26 protein-coding genes and 1 pseudogene are annotated in these 18,316 nt (G+C 64.3%); 16 read left to right on the forward strand and 11 right to left on the reverse strand.

What is annotated here, in order from left to right:
- Positions 1-15 precede the first annotated feature (15 nt).
- Positions 16-327 (reverse strand): MliC family protein, encoded by a 312-nt coding sequence (locus AAFG07_RS23810; RefSeq protein WP_342722308.1) that lies wholly within the window; start codon positions 325-327, stop codon positions 16-18.
- 100 nt (positions 328-427) lie between these two features.
- Between AAFG07_RS23810 and AAFG07_RS23815 the strand changes: the two genes are divergently transcribed.
- Positions 428-1,171: a tyrosine-protein phosphatase gene (locus AAFG07_RS23815; RefSeq protein ID WP_342722309.1), complete on the forward strand. Its 744-nt coding sequence runs from the start codon at positions 428-430 to the stop codon at positions 1,169-1,171.
- Positions 1,172-1,247: 76 nt separating this feature from the next.
- Here the strand turns inward: AAFG07_RS23815 and AAFG07_RS23820 are convergent, their stop codons facing one another.
- Positions 1,248-1,454, reverse strand: coding sequence for a hypothetical protein (locus tag AAFG07_RS23820; RefSeq protein ID WP_038375209.1), 207 nt, complete (start codon positions 1,452-1,454; stop codon positions 1,248-1,250).
- Positions 1,455-1,568: 114 nt separating this feature from the next.
- Entirely contained in the window at positions 1,569-2,276 is a 708-nt protein-coding gene (locus AAFG07_RS23825) for an SGNH/GDSL hydrolase family protein (protein WP_342722310.1), read from the reverse strand.
- 124 nt (positions 2,277-2,400) lie between these two features.
- Here AAFG07_RS23825 and fabG point away from each other — a divergent pair, with 124 nt between their 5' ends.
- From fabG to AAFG07_RS23840, 3 genes and pseudogenes are all read left to right on the forward strand, one after another.
- The gene (fabG, locus tag AAFG07_RS23830) at positions 2,401-3,081 is read left to right on the forward strand and encodes a 3-oxoacyl-ACP reductase FabG (RefSeq protein WP_212317641.1); all 681 of its coding nucleotides are present in this window, start codon (positions 2,401-2,403) and stop codon (positions 3,079-3,081) included.
- A gap of 58 nt (positions 3,082-3,139) precedes the next feature.
- Positions 3,140-3,340: a hypothetical protein gene (locus AAFG07_RS23835; RefSeq protein ID WP_342722311.1), complete on the forward strand. Its 201-nt coding sequence runs from the start codon at positions 3,140-3,142 to the stop codon at positions 3,338-3,340.
- A pseudogene (locus tag AAFG07_RS23840) lies at positions 3,337-3,584 on the forward strand (hypothetical protein). Before AAFG07_RS23835 ends, AAFG07_RS23840 begins: the two are co-directional and overlap by 4 nt.
- A gap of 28 nt (positions 3,585-3,612) precedes the next feature.
- Here AAFG07_RS23840 and AAFG07_RS23845 read toward each other — a convergent pair.
- Positions 3,613-3,750, reverse strand: coding sequence for a hypothetical protein (locus AAFG07_RS23845; RefSeq protein ID WP_342722312.1), 138 nt, complete (start codon positions 3,748-3,750; stop codon positions 3,613-3,615).
- 140 nt (positions 3,751-3,890) lie between these two features.
- On the opposite strand from AAFG07_RS23845, the gene AAFG07_RS23850 reads away from it, so the two are divergent.
- The 3 genes from AAFG07_RS23850 (at position 3,891) to AAFG07_RS23860 (ending at position 5,287) form a co-directional block, all read left to right on the forward strand.
- Positions 3,891-4,574: a DUF2161 family putative PD-(D/E)XK-type phosphodiesterase gene (locus tag AAFG07_RS23850; protein ID WP_342722313.1), complete on the forward strand. Its 684-nt coding sequence runs from the start codon at positions 3,891-3,893 to the stop codon at positions 4,572-4,574.
- Positions 4,575-4,589: 15 nt separating this feature from the next.
- The gene (locus AAFG07_RS23855) at positions 4,590-4,889 is read left to right on the forward strand and encodes a putative quinol monooxygenase (RefSeq protein WP_342722314.1); all 300 of its coding nucleotides are present in this window, start codon (positions 4,590-4,592) and stop codon (positions 4,887-4,889) included.
- A gap of 89 nt (positions 4,890-4,978) precedes the next feature.
- Positions 4,979-5,287: a hypothetical protein gene (locus AAFG07_RS23860; RefSeq protein WP_176531725.1), complete on the forward strand. Its 309-nt coding sequence runs from the start codon at positions 4,979-4,981 to the stop codon at positions 5,285-5,287.
- Positions 5,288-5,424: 137 nt separating this feature from the next.
- On the opposite strand, the gene AAFG07_RS23865 is transcribed toward AAFG07_RS23860, so the two are convergent.
- Both AAFG07_RS23865 and AAFG07_RS23870 read right to left on the reverse strand, forming a co-directional pair.
- Positions 5,425-6,048 carry a GNAT family N-acetyltransferase gene (locus AAFG07_RS23865; protein ID WP_342722315.1) on the reverse strand — a complete coding sequence of 208 codons (624 nt, stop codon included), beginning with the start codon at positions 6,046-6,048 and terminating at the stop codon, positions 5,425-5,427.
- Between the two features lie 139 nt (positions 6,049-6,187).
- Positions 6,188-6,586, reverse strand: a complete 399-nt coding sequence (locus AAFG07_RS23870; RefSeq protein WP_092113549.1) for a PaaI family thioesterase — start codon at positions 6,584-6,586, stop codon at positions 6,188-6,190.
- Between the two features lie 182 nt (positions 6,587-6,768).
- On the opposite strand from AAFG07_RS23870, the gene AAFG07_RS23875 reads away from it, so the two are divergent.
- On the forward strand, positions 6,769-7,554 hold the full coding sequence (locus tag AAFG07_RS23875) for a cobalamin-binding protein (RefSeq protein WP_342722316.1): 786 nt from the start codon (positions 6,769-6,771) through the stop codon (positions 7,552-7,554).
- Positions 7,555-7,743: 189 nt separating this feature from the next.
- On the opposite strand, the gene AAFG07_RS23880 is transcribed toward AAFG07_RS23875, so the two are convergent.
- Both AAFG07_RS23880 and AAFG07_RS23885 read right to left on the reverse strand, forming a co-directional pair.
- Positions 7,744-9,021 carry an ArgE/DapE family deacylase gene (locus tag AAFG07_RS23880; protein ID WP_342722317.1) on the reverse strand — a complete coding sequence of 426 codons (1,278 nt, stop codon included), beginning with the start codon at positions 9,019-9,021 and terminating at the stop codon, positions 7,744-7,746.
- Between the two features lie 55 nt (positions 9,022-9,076).
- The gene (locus AAFG07_RS23885) at positions 9,077-9,802 is read right to left on the reverse strand and encodes a pyridoxamine 5'-phosphate oxidase family protein (protein ID WP_342722318.1); all 726 of its coding nucleotides are present in this window, start codon (positions 9,800-9,802) and stop codon (positions 9,077-9,079) included.
- A 73-nt stretch (positions 9,803-9,875) separates the two neighbouring features.
- On the opposite strand from AAFG07_RS23885, the gene AAFG07_RS23890 reads away from it, so the two are divergent.
- The 3 genes from AAFG07_RS23890 (at position 9,876) to AAFG07_RS23900 (ending at position 11,941) form a co-directional block, all read left to right on the forward strand.
- On the forward strand, positions 9,876-11,390 hold the full coding sequence (locus AAFG07_RS23890; RefSeq protein WP_342722319.1) for a PLP-dependent aminotransferase family protein: 1,515 nt from the start codon (positions 9,876-9,878) through the stop codon (positions 11,388-11,390).
- 147 nt (positions 11,391-11,537) lie between these two features.
- On the forward strand, positions 11,538-11,687 hold the full coding sequence (locus tag AAFG07_RS23895; RefSeq protein WP_165445530.1) for a hypothetical protein: 150 nt from the start codon (positions 11,538-11,540) through the stop codon (positions 11,685-11,687).
- Positions 11,688-11,698: 11 nt separating this feature from the next.
- Positions 11,699-11,941 (forward strand): DUF6719 family protein, encoded by a 243-nt coding sequence (locus tag AAFG07_RS23900; RefSeq protein ID WP_342722320.1) that lies wholly within the window; start codon positions 11,699-11,701, stop codon positions 11,939-11,941.
- A 55-nt stretch (positions 11,942-11,996) separates the two neighbouring features.
- Here AAFG07_RS23900 and AAFG07_RS23905 read toward each other — a convergent pair whose 3' ends face one another.
- Together AAFG07_RS23905 and AAFG07_RS23910 are read right to left on the reverse strand one after the other, a co-directional pair.
- Positions 11,997-12,392: a hypothetical protein gene (locus AAFG07_RS23905; RefSeq protein WP_342722321.1), complete on the reverse strand. Its 396-nt coding sequence runs from the start codon at positions 12,390-12,392 to the stop codon at positions 11,997-11,999.
- Positions 12,393-12,431: 39 nt separating this feature from the next.
- On the reverse strand, positions 12,432-12,590 hold the full coding sequence (locus tag AAFG07_RS23910; RefSeq protein WP_171947546.1) for a hypothetical protein: 159 nt from the start codon (positions 12,588-12,590) through the stop codon (positions 12,432-12,434).
- A gap of 444 nt (positions 12,591-13,034) precedes the next feature.
- Between AAFG07_RS23910 and AAFG07_RS23915 the strand changes: the two genes are divergently transcribed.
- Complete coding sequence (locus AAFG07_RS23915; protein WP_342722322.1) at positions 13,035-13,262, forward strand: hypothetical protein; 228 nt, start codon at positions 13,035-13,037, stop codon at positions 13,260-13,262.
- 43 nt (positions 13,263-13,305) lie between these two features.
- Here the strand turns inward: AAFG07_RS23915 and AAFG07_RS23920 are convergent, their stop codons facing one another.
- A complete protein-coding gene (locus AAFG07_RS23920; RefSeq protein ID WP_342722323.1) occupies positions 13,306-13,866 on the reverse strand; it encodes a CreA family protein in 561 nt (186 codons plus the stop codon).
- 223 nt (positions 13,867-14,089) lie between these two features.
- On the opposite strand from AAFG07_RS23920, the gene AAFG07_RS23925 reads away from it, so the two are divergent.
- From AAFG07_RS23925 to AAFG07_RS23940, 4 genes are all read left to right on the forward strand, one after another.
- The gene (locus AAFG07_RS23925) at positions 14,090-15,844 is read left to right on the forward strand and encodes a L,D-transpeptidase (RefSeq protein ID WP_342722324.1); all 1,755 of its coding nucleotides are present in this window, start codon (positions 14,090-14,092) and stop codon (positions 15,842-15,844) included.
- Between the two features lie 174 nt (positions 15,845-16,018).
- Positions 16,019-16,588 carry a glutathione peroxidase gene (locus AAFG07_RS23930; protein ID WP_342722325.1) on the forward strand — a complete coding sequence of 190 codons (570 nt, stop codon included), beginning with the start codon at positions 16,019-16,021 and terminating at the stop codon, positions 16,586-16,588.
- Positions 16,589-16,751: 163 nt separating this feature from the next.
- Complete coding sequence (locus AAFG07_RS23935; protein WP_342722326.1) at positions 16,752-17,729, forward strand: polysaccharide deacetylase family protein; 978 nt, start codon at positions 16,752-16,754, stop codon at positions 17,727-17,729.
- Between the two features lie 20 nt (positions 17,730-17,749).
- Positions 17,750-18,307, forward strand: coding sequence for a dihydrofolate reductase (locus AAFG07_RS23940; RefSeq protein ID WP_342722328.1), 558 nt, complete (start codon positions 17,750-17,752; stop codon positions 18,305-18,307).
- The last annotated feature ends 9 nt before the right edge of the window (positions 18,308-18,316 follow it).

Here is an 18,316-nt window from a genome sequence, read left to right on the forward strand (position 1 = left end):
GTTTCGGCCCTTTTTTCATGCCAGCTCGCAGGCCGTCACCGGCCGCTTGGCGTGCCGGAGCCTGGTCAATCCGGCCCGGGTAATCTCGAGCGTGACACCACCGCCCTTGTAGCGCGCGCCCGTCAGCGACAGCAGCTTCGTCAGTGTCACCGCCTTGCCGTCGAGTTGCAGATGCGCGCGGGTGTCCCCGTTGAAGAACGCGGCAATGAACTGCGTGCCATCGGCACAGTGATAATTCCGGAAGGTGGATTGCGCCGGCGCTCCCCAGGAACCAAAAATCTCGAAAAGAATTGCGCCGACGAGAATGGCGCCTCCGCGATAAGTCATATTCTCCCCCCGAGAGGCCGGTTATAGACCTGTCTGCGCCCCATACTCCTGCGCCAGGATTTCTGCGCCAAGACCTCATCAGCTGCAACAGGCCCGCCCGATGTCAGAAGCCCCTGCCCGTCACCTCAATCTCGCCGGCGCCAGCAATTTTCGCGACCTTGGCGGCTACCAGACGCGTGACGGCCGCACGGTGCGCTGGCGGCAGATCTTTCGCTCCAACCATCTGGCGCATCTCACCGAGCAGGACGTCACCGTGGTGCGCGGCCTCGGCGTCAAGAGCGCATTCGACTTTCGCGGTGTTGCCGAGCGCGCCGAGGCGCTGTGCAGCATGAGCGACGTGACCGTGCATTCACTGCCGGTCGAGCCGACGGTGGTTGCTTCGCTGCGGGCGATCGCCAGCAAACGTCAACTCCTGGAAGCCGATGCGATCGACGTGATGCGGGATTCCTACCGCGGCTATGTCCAGGACAACACCCCGCGCTATCGCACGCTGTTCGCTCATCTGCTCGAGAACCGCGCGCCGCTGGTGATCCACTGCACCGCGGGCAAGGACCGCACCGGCTTTGCCTGCGCGCTGATCCTGCAGGCGCTCGGCGTGTCCGATCAGGTGATCGCGGACGATTATCTCCTGACCAACCAGTTCTACAAGCGCGACCCGGCCCACAGCACCGAGCTGCCCGATGACGTCAAGCAGGTGCTCGGCACCGTACGCGCGGCGTTTCTGGAGGCGGCGTTCGAGGCGATCGATGCCGACTATGGCGGCCTCGACGGCTATTTCCGCGAAGGCCTCGGGCTCGGCCAGGCCGAGCGCGAGGCGCTTGAAGGCCGCTATCTACAGGCCTGATCGATTCACGCGAGAGCGTTCGAGCGTAGTGAACACTGGTTCGCGTGGAGAAAACGCGACCTGACTGAAAAAGAGTTCAGGCCGCAGCGGCCTCGAGCTCAAGCTCCGCGTCGAGATCGGCGATCACATCCTCGAATGCCGAGATCGCCTGCTGAATCGCTGCGATCTGCATCAGCTCCCAGCTGCCCACTGGTCCGTTGCGGTTTTGCAGCGCTACCACGAGATCGCGCCGCTGCTCCTTAAGCTGAACGAGCGGTAAACCGTGATCCGGAAGATTTCCCATTCTCATAACCCCTACCTTGGCTAGAGTTCCGCTTCTAAGCAAAGGGTTCTGAAAACGACTTACGGAACTGCCGCAAATTTTATCCAACCGGCCCACCTCCGTAGTCTTACGTAGTCAGGACGACGTGCTCGCGCTGCGTGCCACCGCATCGTTGATCGCACCGAGCAACGCTTGAGTGACACAATCGGTTGCCCACTCGCTCGTATGGAGATGCTCTTGCGCACCATCGTCGAGTTCGGAGAGCGGAATTCCGGCATCGACCCATTGCTTCATCAGCGCAAAGCGGCGGAACAGGTTGACTTTCCTGCTTGCAGCGACGTCGGCGATCATTGGCATGAACTGGTTGGCGAGCTTGAGCACGTCCGGCGCGCCGATGATTGCCTGGGTGTATTGCGAATCGATCACCACGACGTCCAGCGGCAGCCCGGCAAGCACATCGAGTCCTGCCTCGAATGTCGCTTGCACCTGATCGAAGTTGTAGTTCCTGTACACGGCGTTGGTGCCAACCTGCCAAATCACCATCACCGGTGCTTCAGCGATGACATCGGACTCGATGCGCGAGAATTCTTCCGGCGCCTCTTGCCCGCCGATCCCTCGGTTGATGATGTCGATCATCCGGCCGAAGGACTGCTTCTGGCTTCGCCATAAGATCTCCAGCCGTGGTGGAAATGGGAGAATTTTATCGGCTCCCGCGGTCGATGATGATCCGAGGGCAACAATCTTGACCTTCCGGTCGCGCTTGAGCGCCTGCGCAAGATGCGGCAATCCGTAGCTGAACTTGACCAGTTCGAGATGGGTTTCGCAGGCCCTCGGTGTCGGCATCGCAAACATCCTTGAGGTGAATGAACTGATGAATGCGCGCAGTAGGAGACGAAATTGGCGGCATTGCAAATGAAATCCGCCTGATCATAGTGGGCAGCAACCTGTTGCGAATACGGAGAGCGCCATGAACGGAAAAGCCATCGTCATCACCGGCGCGCTTGGCGCGCTCGGCAAGGTGGTCGCCGAAGAAGCCCTGGCGCGCGGCGCGCGCGTTGCCGGCATCGATCATGCGGCCTCGCAGCTGGCCGCGACGGCCGATCGTATCGAGCTCGGCGGCGTCGACCTCACCGACACCGCGCAGGCGACGGCTGCGATCGACAAGGCCGCGGCGCATTTCGGCCGGCTCGACGGGCTGATCAACATCGCAGGCGGCTTTACCTTCGAGGCGGTGAGCGACGGCGATCCCGCGACATGGCAGCGCATGTACGCGATGAACGTGATGACCGCCTTCAACACGTCGCATGCCGCGATTCCGCATCTCACCAAATCCGGCGCCGGGCGGATCATCAATATCGGCGCGCTCGGGGCGCTGCAGGCGGCGTCCGGGATGGGTCCATATGCGGCGTCAAAGGCCGGCGTGCACCGCCTCACCGAGTCGCTCGCCGCGGAGCTCAAGGGCAAGGTCACGGTCAACGCCGTCCTGCCCTCGATCATCGACACCGCCGCCAATCGCGCCGCGATGCCGAAGGCCGACATCTCGAAATGGGTGACGCCAAAGGAACTCGCCGACGTGATCCTGTTCCTCGCCAGCGACGCCGCAAGCGCCGTCACCGGCGCACTGCTGCCGGTGAATGGGCGGGTTTAGACGCTTTGCCTTGTCCCGACGTCTTTTCGCTCGATACGAGCAATGCTATATATCTGGGATGACCACTGCCGAAGACATCGAGAAGGCCGTCGAACAGCTGGCTCCTCGCGAGCTTGCGCGTTTTCGCGCCTGGTTTGAAACGTTCGATGCTGAGCGTTTCGATGCAGCGATCGAACGGGACGCTAAAGCCGGGAAACTCGACGCCGTGGCGGACGAAGCCTTGGCGGCGCATCGCGCTGGGCAGTCGCGCGACTTGTGAAGCACTCCGCTTCCCCGAAGTTTTGGGCTGCCAGTTGCCTGTCCCAATCCGGGAGCTCGCCGACGCGAACTTCGCACTGTTGAAGCGCAATCCGCGCCATCCATCACTTCAGTTCAAGAAAGTCGGACGATTTTGGTCCGTTCGGGTCGGTTTGCGATATCGCGCGCTCGCGGTTGAAACAGACGATGGATATCTCTGGTTCTGGATCGGCTCTCACGCAGACTATGACCGCCTGATCAGCTAACGCCGCGAGCCCGGCGAGCATCGACAGTTCAATCAGCAACCAGCAGCCGCAGCTTCGACCTGAAGCGGATGCTCTGCTTGCCGGCCAGCGCCATGCCGTCGCCTTCGGCGGTCTCGTCGGTGTAGGTGCCGGTAAAGCCGATGGTGACCACCTTGCGTTCCCACACCGGGCGCTCGCCATAGGTCGGCGAATGCTCCTCGTTGGTGACCTGGTCGCGCTTTGGGCAAATTCCGTCGGCCTCAGCGGGCGCAATTCCGCGCTATGCTGGCACCTGAGTCGCGGCGGGATGCCGCAGGAGCCTGCCTGTTGGAAACCGCGCTTTATCTGCCCGTCAAACGCTTCCTCGAAAAGCTCGGCTTCACGGTGAAGGGCGAGATCGGCGGCTGCGACCTCGTGGCGCTGAGCGGCGGCGATCCGCCTGTCGTCGTGATCGGCGAACTGAAGCTCGCCTTCAATCTCGAACTGATCCTGCAGGCGGTCGATCGCGCCGCCGCCGCCGATGAGGTGTGGATCGCGGCCAAGGTTTCGGCCCGCGGCAAGGGCCGCGAAAGCGACGCGCGCTATCGCAATCTGTGCCGGCGGCTCGGCTTCGGCATGCTCGGCGTCACCGACCGCGGCGACGTCGAGGTGCTGGTGCCGCCGCCGACTGCGGCACCGCGCCGCAATCCGAAGAAGCGCTCGCGCCTGATCACCGAGCACCGGAAGCGCAAGGGCGATCCAGCCATGGGCGGATCGACGCGCGCGCCGATCATGACCGCCTACCGGCAGCAGGCGCTGGCCTGCGCCTGTGCGCTGTCGGATGGGCCTCGGCGGGTGCGCGACCTCCGCGCCGAGATTCCCGACGCCGGCAAGATCCTGCAGCATAATGTCTACGGCTGGTTCGATCGCGCCGAGCGCGGCATCTATGTGCTGACCGATGCCGGCCGTGCCGCGCTGAAGCGCTGGCCGCAGCAACCGATCAATGCGTCAGGGGTGGAAGCCGCCCCGTAACAACAGGGGAAGACCATGATCGTCGTCACCGGCAGCGTCACCGCCCGCCCCGACTCGTTCGACGAGGTGCGGCGGTTGAGCCTCGAGCATGTCCAGCGCTCGCGCACCGAGCCCGGCTGCATCTCGCATTCGGTCCAGGTCGACTGCGAGAATCCGCTCAGGCTGGTGTTTTTCGAGCAATGGGCCGACCGCGCCGCGCTGGCGGCGCATTTCGCGGTCCCCGCCTCGCGCGATTTCGTCCGCTCCCTGCAATCTCTTGCGGCCGCTGCGACCACCATCGAACTTTATGACGCTCACAAGATTGAGAGACTCTAGCTGCATGGCTGGATTGCCATCTCATATTCATATTGCAATGCAACATTGGGGACCTTACGTATCTCCCGCGATTCAAAGATGAGGCGGCGATGAGCGGAGACTGGAATACAAAGTATGGCACCCGGCGCGTGCGGCATGATCCGCCGACGCTGGAGGAGGCAATCTTCGCCGCCATCGGCATCACCGATGACGTGGAGGCCCAGGCCGAGATCGCATCGTCCCTGATGGGGCTGCCCTATGAAGAGGTGCTGGCCGAGGTGAAGAAGACCGCGCGCGTCAGCGCCCGCACCGGAACGGCAACCCGCGTGATCGCCGGCGAACAGGGCGCGCAGCGCTCCGTCGTGGTCGAGCGCCGCGTGGTCCGCCGTCTCGTGCCCGCCAAGCGCACCGGCACCTGAAATACAACATCCGGTTACTCAAAGAAAAAGGGCAATCCGCTGAACGGATTGCCCTTTTTACGTTTGATCTGAGCTTCTTATTGGACGCGTTTCCTTCCCGTGCACCGGTGTCCGGTTCGCTTGGAAACGCTATCGGCTCAGGCGGCGCGGCCCCAGCCGGACATCTGCATTACCATTCGCCAATAGGCGCGGTTCATGTCGACGATCGCGCGCGCGGCCTCGACCGGCGTAACCGGTGCAGCGGCCGGCGCCGGTTCGCCCTGGTTCTGCTCGGTCAGGTCGATGCTGCCGGTGGACTCACCGTGACGGAAGGTCAGCTGCGCACCGAACTTGGTGGCGAGCGCACGCATCGCATCGTTCTGCGCGCCCGTGGTGATGCGCAGGCTGCCGTAGCCCTTGGCATGCGCCTCGGCGATCAGCTTGCGGAACAGGGTGCTGCCGACGCCCTTGCGCCGCACCGACCGCTCCACACTGAAGGCGATTTCCGGCTGCGCATCCGGTGACTGCTCCGGCGGATGCAGCTCGGCCGCGCCGCGGACCACGCCATCCTCGAAATAGGCGATGATGACCGTGCCGTCGTTGGCGCAACGCTCGGCATAGCGGCGGATGAAACTGTCGTCGATGAAGCCATGAAAACGATCGTGGCGGCTGGTACGGTCCAGTCGCAACAGGTGATCGCGCAGCAGAGGAAGCTCCTCCTGCTGGCTCAACGTCCGGACGGTGCCCTTGGCGGACGTCGGACGGATAGAATCATAGTTCATTTCATAACTCCTCTTGGTAGCCCTCGAGGAGGCGTCGAGTCCCTAGCATCCCTATATTGTGCATCGCAGCATATAATTCAAGTGTCTAGATTCATTTAAGTAAACAATGATGTGATCGACAAATCACATCATCGCCTCATCATAATACCAATTGCGTTTGCGTAACCACAGCGACCAGCTTGCCGTCCTCGGTCTCCAGCCTGGTCTGCCATACCTGGGTCCGCCGGCCCCGGTGAACAGGTGTCGCCGTCGCGATCACGGTGGTCCCCTCCTTGGCGCCACCGATGAAATTGGTCTTGCTCTCCAGCGTCGTGGTGCCCTTGGCGTCCTCAGGCAGGTTGATCACGGTGGCGGCGGCGCCGACGGAGTCGGCGAAGGCCATCACCGCACCGCCGTGGATGGTGTTGCGGAGGGTGCAGAGGTCCGGCCGCACCAGCATTTTCGCAACAACCCGATCCTGGCCCGCCTCGGTGAAGGTGACGCCCTTCAGTTCCGCAAACGGCATCTTCATCGATTGGATCTTTTCGAGCGGCGTCATCACGTTTCTCCGGTTTTTCTGGCGTCATACGCGGGCTTGACCCGCGTATCCATCGTCCTCGCGAGAAGCTTCCTCTGCATGATGGATTGCCGGGTCAAGCCCGGCAATGACGTGCGAGGTAATGGAACGGATGACGTCATGGCCGCCGTGACAATCCTTGGCGAGTCTGCATACCGTCCGCGATGCGTGACTTCCCTCCCCGCCGGATCGTCTGCCTGACCGAAGAGACGGTCGAGACGCTGTATCTGCTCGGCGAGCAGGACCGCATCGTCGGCGTCTCCGGCTATGCGGTACGGCCACCGCGGGTCCGCCGCGAGAAGCCGCGGGTGTCGGCGTTCATCTCCGCCGACATCCCAAAGATCCTGGCACTCGATCCCGATCTGGTGCTCGCCTTCTCCGATCTGCAGGCCGACATCGTCACCGATCTCGTGCGTGCCGGCGTCGCCGTCCATGTCTTCAACCAGCGCGACGTCGCCGGGATCCTTGCGATGATCCGCACTTTGGGCGCGATGGTCGGCGCCGCCGAGCGCGCCGGGCAACTCGCCCAAGGGCTCGAACAACGGCTGGCCGCAATCGCGGCAACGCCGCGTCCGGCGCCGCGGCCAAAGGTCTATTTCGAGGAATGGGACGATCCGCTGATCAGCGGCATCGGCTGGGTGTCCGAACTGATCGAGATCGCCGGCGGCGGGGACGCGCTGCCGCATCTGCGGGCGCACAAGGCCGCCAAGGACCGCATCGTCACGCCCGACGCCGTGCGCGCTGCGATGCCCGACGTCATCCTGGCCTCCTGGTGCGGCAAGAAAGTCGTGCCCGACCGCATCCGCAAGCGGGAGAGATGGAGCGACATCCCGGCCGTGCGCAACGACCGGATCGTCGAGATCAAGTCACCGATCATCCTGCAACCCGGCCCCGCCGCATTGACCGATGGGCTCGATGCGATCGTCAAGGCGTTGTGGCCGGAGCGCTGAATCTGCCAACGTCGTCCTGGCGAAAGCCAGGACCCATAACCACAAATCTTGCTTGTTGTGCAACGCTGCGAGGACGAGTCTCATCACAACATAGGCCGCGGAGTATAGGTCCCGGCTTTCGCCGGGACGACACCGAATGTGGTGCGCAATCGCGCACGAGACCATTGCAATGACGTGAGCGCGAGCGCGCTACGCCTGCTCCACCCCACACCATTCCGCGATGAACAGCGCGGTAGCCTTGGTCGACTTCCGCAGCGAGTCCAGTTCGACATATTCGTTGAAGCCGTGCATCGCCGCGCCACTGGCGCCGAAGCAGAGGCTCGGGATGTCGTAGTTCAGGCCGTAGAACCGCGTGTCGGTCAGTGCGGTGAAGGCGCGGTCTTCCACCGCCCCGCCATAGACCGCCTGATGCGCCCTGGCGAAGGCGGCTTCGGGCGCCTCGGAGTTCACGAGCTCGTAGCCTTCCGACAGGAAGCCCGACCATTCCACCTGCGGCGGATTGTTGGAGAGAAAGCGGTGGTCGCGCGCCGCCGCCGACACGCAGGCCAGAATTTCCTTCTGGCATTCGGCGATCGACCAGCCCGGCAGCACCGCGATGCGGCAGTCGACGTCGCACCAGGCCGGCACGCTGGAGGCCCAGTCGCCGCCCTTGATGATGCCCGGATTGAAGTTGATCGGATGATTGACGTCCTTGAAGTGGCGGTCGGCCTTGGCGCGCTCGTTCCAAGCGATCTCGAGCTTCTCCAGCGCATGCACCAGGTGATACGCCGCCATGATCGCGTTCGAGCCGGCGCCGGCCTCGAACACATGCACCGGGAAGCCACGCACCTTCAAGCGGAACCAGATCACGCCGACCTGCGAGCGGATCATCTTGCCGTTGGTCGGTTCCGGGATGAAGCAGGCATCGGCGCGATAGCCGCGCTGCAAGGTCGAGAGCGCGCCGACGCCGGTGCTCTCCTCCTCGATGACCGACTGGAAGTGAATCCGCGCCGTCGGCTTCAGGCCGGCCTTCCTGATCGCATCCAGCGCATAGAGCGCGGCGATGGTGCCGGACTTCATGTCGCAGGCGCCGCGGCCGTACATCCTGCCGTCCTTGATGACCGGCGAGAACGGCGGCGTCTCCCACATCTCGAGCGGACCGGTCGGCACCACGTCGCAGTGGCCCTGCAGGATCAGCGATTTGCCGGCATTGGTGGCCGGGCGATAGGTGCCGACCACTGTGCGCGCCTTGGAGAAATCATGTTCGATCGGGCCGAAGCCGCGCAAATCCTTCAACTCGTCGAGATTGATGTGCCAGTCGTCGACCTCATAGCCGCGCTCGCGCAGGAGATCGCCGATCATGTCCTGGCACGGCCCCTCGGCGCCGCGGGTCGAGGGGATCGCGACAAAGGCCTGCGTCGTCGCAAGCTGCGCATCGAATCCCTCGTCAACGGCAGCAAGGATTCGTTGTTGCGTCTCGGCAGTCATTCGGCAGCTCCATGGGGGACATCAGAAAAGGCGGGAGCCGCACCGTAACCCGATTTCACCCCTCCTTGTATTGCGCAAAATAGGCATCCCGCAATGCATCTTCGAGCAGACGGCCTTCCGAATAGCCATCGAGCGTCGCAGGCCGCGTCACGCCGTCGAGCAGCCGCGGACAGGGCTCGGGCGCGCCGAGCACGGTGCGCACCGGAATACGCTCGGCATAGATCGGCAACTCGTAATCCTCATCGTCATCGGCGACGCCCTTGGCGCGCACCTTTGCCGAGGCCTCCTCGATCTCCATCGCGATGAACGAGGTCGCCTTGATCTCCTGCCTGTTGCTGGCGCGCAAGCTTGCAGTGCGCTCGGGAAAGAAGCGATCGACCATCGCAACGATCGCGCGCTCCTTCTCTTCCGGGTCGGTCACGAGATAGGCCGAGCCGAATGCCATCACCGCGCGATAGTCGGCCGAATGATTGAAGCCGCAGCGCGCCAGCACCAGGCTGTCGAGATGGGCGACCGTCAGGCACACCCGCTGCCCTTCCGACTGGTTCTCCAGCATCCGGCTCGCGCTCGAGCCGTGCCAATAGAGCCTGGTGCCCTCGCGCCAGAAGAAGGTCGGCGTGCAATAGGGCTGTCCGTCGATCACGTAGGAGACGTGGCACAACATCGAGGCGTCCAGGATCTTGTGCACGGTGGCGTGGTCGTAGAAGCCGCGGTCATGGCGGCGCTTGACCCGGTTGCGGGACGACATGGGGTAGGACGGAGTGGACGCGCCTTCGGTCACGGCAGTGCCTTTCGAAATCTGGAATCTGTCCAGAGTTGTAGCGGTCCATTTGGTCTGCGATAGTGCCAATTCCATGCGAAAAATTCCGACCAATTCTCGCAAGCCCGCGGCGCGCAAGCCGGAGCTGCCGCTCGACCTCACCGGCCCGCACGTGACCCCCGGCGCTGCCTCGCAGCAGCGGCTCTATCAGGCGCTGTGCCACACCATCGTCGGCGGCCTCGTCAAGCCGGGCGAGCCGCTGCCGCCGTCGCGCGCGCTGGCCAAACAGACCGGCTTCCGCCGCAACGCTATCACCACGGCCTATGAGCGGCTGATCGCCGACGGCTTTGCGGTGGCAACAACCGGCTCCGGCACCTTCGTCGCCGCGCGCATCCCGGCTCAGGCCACAGCGCCGCGACGGGCGAAGATCGAGATCGAGCCGCCGCAGCACAATGCGTTGTCGCTCGGCTGCACCCATATCGATGAGCGTGCGCTGCAGCGCTTCCGCGCCTTTGCCGGCCGCAGGCTGCGCGCCTTCGGCTCCGAGCATCTGCATTACGGCGATCCCCGCGGCAGCAGCGAGTTGCGTGCCGCGATCTCAGACCATCTGCTGTCGGCGCGCGGGCTGCGCTGCGATCCCGACCAGATCATGCTGGCCTCGGGCACGCTGCATGCGCTGCGTATCGTGTTAGGGGCGATCCTCAAGCCCGGCGACCAGGTCTGGTGCGAGGACCCGGGCTATCCGGCGGCGCGGCGCGCGATCGAGCATTGCGGCTATCGCCCGGTGTCGGTGCCGGTCGATGGCTCCGGCATGCGCATCGACAGGGGACGCGTATCCGCTCCCGCGGCGCGCGCCGCCTATGTCACGCCGTCGCACCAGTTTCCGCTCGGCGTGCAGATGGCGATGCCGCGCCGGCTCGAGCTGCTCGACTGGGCCAGGGACGCCGGCGCCTTCGTGTTCGAAGACGATTACGACAGCGAGTTCCGCTATGACGGCGCGCCGCTGCTGTCGCTCGCCGGCATCGATCATCTGCGCCGCGTGATCTACATGGGCACGTTTGCGAAGACGCTGTTTCCGGGATTGCGGATCGGTTACTGCGCCCTGCCCGAAGCCTTGATCGGTCCGGTGACGGCGGCGCGCGCCGCGCTCGATCGTTTTCCCGGCACATTGATGGAAGGCGCGGTCGCCGACATGCTGAACTCCGGCGCCTTCGCCGCGAACTTGCGCAAGTCGCGCAAACTCTATCGCGAGGCACGCGACGTGCTGGCGTCGACACTCACTCGTGCATCCGAGGGCGAGCTCACGGTTCCCGTGCCGTCGCAAGGCCTGCACCTCGTGGCGCGGCTCGATCCCGCGACCGATCCGCTGGTTGCCGCGCAGGCCAAGGCGGCTGCCGGCGTCGGCGGCTGGCTGCTCGCCGAGACGTATCATCGTGCACGCCCACTACCCGGCTTCGTGCTGGGATTTTCCGGTCATCCGGTTCCGCAACTTGTCGCGTCGGCGGAACAATTGGCGAAGACAACGATGGCTGCCCTGCGCGCGACGCGCAAGATATCGGTGAAGCCATCCGCCAGGCCGCAGCGCTCTAGGAGAATCGCAACCACCTGACTAAGGTCGCCCGCGTTCAGTCAGAGTCTTTTCCGTTCCGATGGAATCGGAACGGGGCTCTGGATTCTCATTTTGACGCGTTTTCTTCACGCGAAGCGGTATCCACTTCGCTCGAAAACGCTTTGTGTCCGCCTACGGAGATACCGGATGCCCAATCGCAACGTCCTGTATCTCGTGATCGGCGCGCTGGTCGTGATCGCAGGGATGCTCGGCTACAATCTGTATCAGGCAAAGAAGCAGCCTGAAGGCCTGCAGATCAATGTCGGCCCTGACGGGGTCAAGATCCAGAACAAGTGAAGGAGGCTGCGATGCCGCGCATTGGATTGGTCGCGCTGCTTAGCGCCGCAGCACTTGTCGCGATTATTGATTACGCCTCTGCACAGACCGTCATGCGCGAGGCTGACGTCGTCGACCTCCGGGTCGGTCAGCGCGTCCTGGTCGATGATGGCTCCTGCCCGGCCGGGCAGATCAAGCAGGTGATCGGCGCCAAGCTGAGCCAGAACGGCGTGGTGCGGACCCAAAGCTGCGTGCCGCGCCTCGCCAAAAAGTAAAGCGCCCCGCTTCCGCGAGGCGCCTCGTCCATCATTGCATTCGGCAATGCGCCGCTCAGTTCGAGATCGGCTCGAACATGCATTGCAGCGTCGGCTTGGCGATCTTGGTGAAGGTCGGGCCAATCTCGTTTTGCTTGGACGGCGGCACCCAATCGGTCTCGATGGTCGGCACGCCGGTCTCGCTGATGCCACGCAGCAGCGCCTGGCGCAGATCGGGATCGTCCACCGTCGCGGCAGCATGGTCGTGCAGGCAACCGCATACCGCCTCGGGATGCGCCCAGCGCCCGAGCATATGCGGCGCGCACTGGCGCACGAACTCGTCGCGCGGTTCAGGCACCCGGTACAGCGACCGGATCTGTATCGAGTCGAGCGGAAGTTGGGATTGGGCCTGCGCGGAACCTACGAGGGCGAGCGATGCCAGGATCGCGGCGGAACAGATACGGAGCAACATGGGGAGCCTTTACCGGCAGTTCTGTTTGTCGCGTCGCGCTCAGTTGGCCTGCGCCATCACCATCGGGGCCGAGGTGACCACCGGCGAGCCGTTGTAGGAGAAGGTGCCGATGCCGGGCAAACCATTGTCCGGGGTACCAGCCATCGATGAACCGGCCATCACGAAGGCGAAGGCGAGGATCAGGCTCATGGTCCGCATTTGACAGTCTCCGTCATTCCGACTCGGCGCCGGGCGCCGTTGTTGACGGTTTGATAACGATCTGCCGTTTCGAGAGTTCTGCGGAACAAGCTGAAAATGGTTTCGTCGACCAGAGAATTGTTTCGTCGGCGGGCAGCCCACGAAACATTGGACGGAAAACGCCAATGTTTTCAGTGCGCGCACGCCGCCCGTGAGCGTGTTCAACATTTCGCGCGTCGAGGGCCGCCCAGTGGCTGCACTCTGCCTGCGGATTATGCGTGCAAATTGAGCGGGCTACCGCGCTTTCTTAACTTTCCTCTGCTGAGACAGGAAGCAGCACAGCAAGGGCGGCGTGAACCGGCCGGCGGTTCCGCCGACTCATCTGGGCACGGTGCAACCATCTCCGCGGTGGCACGTTGTCGTGATTCCCGATCCAACGGTTGTTGTGATCCAATCCAACGAAGGATGTCAGTCGTGGGCAATGGCAACATGGGTGTTGGCAATCAATCCGCGGCCAGCAAATCCGGCCAGCAGCAACAGATGACGGCCGCGATGCCGCAGCAGGGCGCCTATGTGATGGGCGACAACGAGTGCGCGCAGCAAAAGCTGGTCCGCCTCGTCGGCTGCCACGACCCGAAGGTCAAGCCAGGCCTCAGCATCAGCGCGAAGCAGTTCGGGCAGACCAAACGCTAGCTCGCCCGCCGCTTCAGCCGCCCCGGCCAAGCCCCTGCTCCCGCTACTGAATGAACTCACCGCACTTCTGCACGGCGGTGCTGTCGGCCGCGCCCCAAGGCATGATCGGCACCGACGACGTCGAGTTCTTCGGCGAGCCCTCGATCAGCTTGTCGGAATACACCATGTAGACCAGCACGTTGCGCTTGGCGTCGCAGCCGCGCACGATCTGCATCCGCTTGAAGAACAGCGACCGCCGCTTGCTGAACATGTCGTCGCCCTGGCCGAGCTTGCTCTTGAAGCGGATCGGGCCGATCTGCCGGCAAGCCAGCGAGATATCGGAGACTTCCTCGGCAAGGCCAAGCCAGCCTTTGAAGCCGCCCTTCTCCGGCACCGTGAAGTGACAGGCGACGCCCTCGACCTCGGGGTCGTCGACGCCATAGGTCGCAAGCTTGTCGTTGGGGCTCACCCATTTGAACACCGTCGAGCGGCGAAAGATCAGGTCCGGCTCGTCGGCCGCGGCCGCGGGAACTGGCTGCCCCAAAGCCAGCAACGTCAGCAGCGCCGCGCAGCCCCATCGAGACAACAATCGCACGTCACACATGCTCACATTTCTCGATGTCATTGAGGTCTCCGCGGGGTGGGTCCCGCCTATGTAGTGCGCAAACGCCGCACAGGAAGGCGCTAACAGTTCGGTGATCAGATCGGGCGCTTTAACCTCCTGTGAGGCTTTTTTGCTACTCTTTCGTCGAAAAATCGCCCCTCACGGAAGGGTTAGATCGCTTGCGCTGGTGAACGCGTTCGGCGTCTGCGACAACCAACAGATAGTTTGGACTGGGATTCGGAATATGCGCGCAAGCGGACGTCGGATTTCGATTTTTGATTCTGCGAATGGGCGGTTCTGGCAGTTTGCAATTTTGACGGCGGCCGGCACCGTGGCCGCCTCCTCGCAGGCCGATGCAGCCCTGTTCTACTGGAACCGTGACTCCGGCTATTACGGCGATGTCGAGCCGATGCCGCCGCAGCAGCCCCGGCCGAAGCCGAAGCGCAGCACAGCCAAAAAGAATCCGGCGATCGAGAAGGAGGCCGGCCGCAAGCCGCAGGGTCCCCTGATCATCTCGGTCTCGATCGACCAGCAGCGGGTCAGCATCTACGACGCCAACGGCCTCTACGCTGAGAGCCCGGTATCGACGGGCATGAAGGGGCATTCGACCCCGATGGGTGTCTTCAGCGTCATCCAGAAGCAGAAATACCACCAGTCCAACATCTACAGCGGCGCGCCGATGCCGTACATGCAGCGCATCACCTGGTCGGGCATCGCCATGCACGCCGGTGTGCTGCCCGGATATCCGGCCTCGCATGGCTGCATCCGCATGCCGATGTCGTTTGCGGTCAAGATGTACAACTGGACGCGGATGGGCGCCCGCGTGTTCGTCACGCCGGGCACGATCTCGCCGGAGAGTTTCTCGCATCCGCTGCTGGTGACGCAGAAGGTCATCCCACAGCAGCCGGTTGCCGATGAAGTCCTGAAGATGGACGCGCCGCTCGGCGTGAAGAGCGACAAGGGTGCGGACAAGCAATCCAGTCTCGACTTGCGCACCAGCGTCGGCCATGGCGCCGCCGCGTCGCTGCGCGAGAACACCCACACCGCCGACGCCAGCGGCGCGATGCCGGCGGCGAGCGCGTCGGCGACGATGTCCGATGCCTCCTCCTCCCCGCCCGACGCCATTGGGGAGAAGATCGCGGCTGACAAGTCCGAGACGACGGCGACCGAGACTGCCGCGGCCGACAAGCCGGCCGAGACCAATTCCGCCGCTGGCGACAGCAGCGCCGCCACCGACGACAAGACCGTCGGCGAAGTCACCGGGAGCACCGACACGCCGAAGTCCGAGGTGTCCGCAAGCGACCCGGTGAAGGTCGAAGCCAAAGTCGACGAGCCGAAGCCGGACGCCGCCAAGCCTGGCGCCGCCGAGGCGCCCAGGGCCGACGCAGCGAAGGCTGATGCGGCGAAGGCTGATGCGGCGAATGCGGCCAAGACTGCGGACAAGCCCGCCGAGGCCGCAACCGCCGCTGATACCCCCGATGCCAAGCAGGACGCAGCCAAGGATCCGGCACGGCTGCCGGGCGTCGCCAAGATCGACGCGCCGAAGCGCGCCGGACAGATCGCGGTATTCATCAGCCGCAAGGATTCCAAGCTCTATGTGCGGCAGAACTTTGCGCCGCTGTTCGAGGCGCCGGTGACGATCGCGGCAAGCGACCGGCCGCTCGGCACGCATGTATTCACCGCGGAGGCCGACAAGACCGATGCGAACCTGCTGCGCTGGTCGGTGGTGACGCTGCCGACCCGCAACGCCGCCCGCATCGACGTCGAGGAGCGCGCCGCACATCGTCGCAAGCTGGCGGCCGCAGCGCCGGTCGAGGCGAAGCCGCAGCCGGCGACCGACACCCCCGCCGAGGCGCTCGACCGCATCTCAATCCCGGCCGACGTGATGGCGCGGATCAACGAAGCGCTCGGCACCGGCGGATCGATCATCGTCTCCGACCTTGGCGTGAACCAGGGCGAGACCGGCGAAGGCACCGACTTCATCCTGCCGCTGCGCTGAGTCGATCGTAGCCCGGATGAAGCGCAGCGAAATCCGGGACGGTCTGTCCGCGGAGCGTGCGGCCCCGGATTGCGCTTCGCTCCATCCGGGCTACCCACTATAACGCCTTCTTGAAAGCCCGCGCTTGCCCACTGGATTATGATCCCGACGAACATCTGTTCCGGGGACGAGACCATGATGGACCGCAGGACACTGATTGTGACGGCGTTCGCCGTGGCTGCAGGGCCCCGTGCGCTGCATGCGGAGCAGCCGGCGATGAGCCGGATCACGGCCTACGCCTTCTCATTTCCGGCGCTCTCCGGCGGCGACATCCGTCTTGCCGACTATGCCGGCCATCCCCTGATGATCGTGAACACGGCCTCGCTTTGTGGGTTCACGCCGCAATATGCCGGCCTGCAGCAATTGTGGACCGAATTCCGCGACCGCGGCTTCGCCATCATCGGCGTCCCCTCCAATGATTTCGGCGGCCAGGAACCCGGTGGCCCGACCGAGATCGCCGAGACCGCGCAGCATCAATACGGCGTCACCTTCCCGATCGCGGCGAAAGCCGTGGTCAAGGGCGCCAACGCGCACCCGTTCTACCGCTGGGCGGCGGAGGCACGGCCGAAGGACGTGCCGCGCTGGAATTTCCACAAATACCTGATCGGCCGCGACGGCTATATCGCCGACGTCTTCCCTGAGTCGGTCACGCCGGACGACACCCGCATCAAGACCGGGATCGCACGGGCGCTGGCGGCGGTCTGAGAAGCCACGATAATCCCCGGAATTAACTGGGATTTTGGGCACGAGATCGCCACGTTCATTGCCTTGGCGTCGGCACTGTGACTAGGGTACGATCAGTTGGGGGTGAAGCGGCCTTGGTTGCGGCAGTGCCGGCACCGGGAGCGCGATCAGCAGGGAACACGCCATGCGCATTGCGGCAGGTCTGATTTTCGCAGGGACCGTATCGTTGCTCGCGTCGAGCGCTGCCTGGTCGCAGACGCCGCCCGCCAAGGGCGCCGCCGCGGCGCCGGCGGTCGCACCAGCAGCTCCAGCGCCTGCGCCCGCCGCGGCGACCGCTCAAGTGCCGCCGAAGCAAGCGCCGCAACCGGCACGCGCCGCCTGCAACAATCCGAATGCGCTCGGCGTCGCCCGCACCGTCGAGATCGACACCACCGGCGGTCCCGGCTTCGGCTTCGAGCATTTCAAGCAGCTCGACTTCCTGCGCGATCACGAGGTGGTGCTGACCTTCGACGACGGTCCGTGGCCGGCCAACACGCCGGCGGTGCTGAAGGCGCTCGCTGATGAGTGCACCACGGGCATCTTCTTCCCGATCGGCAAGCACGCCACCTATCATCCGGAGATCCTGCGCCAGGTCTACGCCGCCGGCCACACCGTCGGCTCGCACACCTGGTCGCACGAGAATCTGAACAACAAGAAGCTGACCGAGGATCAGAAGAAGGACGAGATCGAGCGCGGCCTGGCTGCGGTCAAGTGGGCGCTCGAGACGTCACCCTCGCCGTTCTTCCGTTTCCCGGCGCTGCAGCATCCGCCGGAGATGGTCACCTATCTCGGCAACCGCAACATCGCGATCTTCTCCTGCGACCTCGACTCCTTCGACTTCAAGTCGAAGAACTCGCAACAGGTGATCGACACCGTGATGAAGAAGCTCGCCAAGCTCGGCAAGGGCATCATCCTGATGCACGACTTCCAGAAGCACACCGCGGAAGCCCTGCCGACGCTGCTGACGCAGCTCAAGGCCGGCGGCTACAAGGTGGTGGCGATGCGCGCCAAATTCCCGGCGACCGTGCTGCCGCAATACGAGCAGGAGCTCGCCAAGGACGTCAAGCTGCCGACCGTGAGCTCGCGGCCGGTGAACAGCGTCGTCACCACCGTCGATCAGTAGCCGCGCCGGCGACCATCCTGGTGTCTGCGTTGCGTATTGAGGGCTTTGTCATCGTCTCGGCCGACGGCCGGCTGGCGAACGCGCACAACGTGATGCCTGACGATCTCAAGGTCGAGGGTGACAAGCGGTTCTTCACCGCAGCGCTCGACCGTGCCGACCTCGTCGTGCATGGCCGCCACTCCCAGGAAGAGCAGCCGAACGCGCCGAAACGGCGCCGCCTGATCCTGACCGGCAAGGTCGCGGCCATCGCACCCGACCCGGACAATCCGAAGGCGCTGTTGTGGAATCCCGCCGGCTGCCCGTTCGAGGCCGCGAGCCGCGAGGCCGGCGTGACCTCGGGCATGGTCGCAATCATCGGCGGCCCCGGCGTGTTCGGCATGTTCATGGACCGCTACGACACGTTCTGGCTCTCGGTCGCGCCGAAGGTGCGCATCCCCGACGGCGAGCCGTGCTTTCCCGGCGTCCCTGCCCGCACCCCGCAGCAGGTGCTGTCAGCGCACGGCCTGCGCGCCGGTGCACCGCAGCTGATCGACGCCGCGCAGGATGTCAGCGTCACGCCGTGGCGGCGCGTGGGTTGATCGTGGTGG

The organism is Bradyrhizobium sp. B097 (assembly GCF_038957035.1).
In the GTDB taxonomy this organism is placed as follows: domain Bacteria; phylum Pseudomonadota; class Alphaproteobacteria; order Rhizobiales; family Xanthobacteraceae; genus Bradyrhizobium.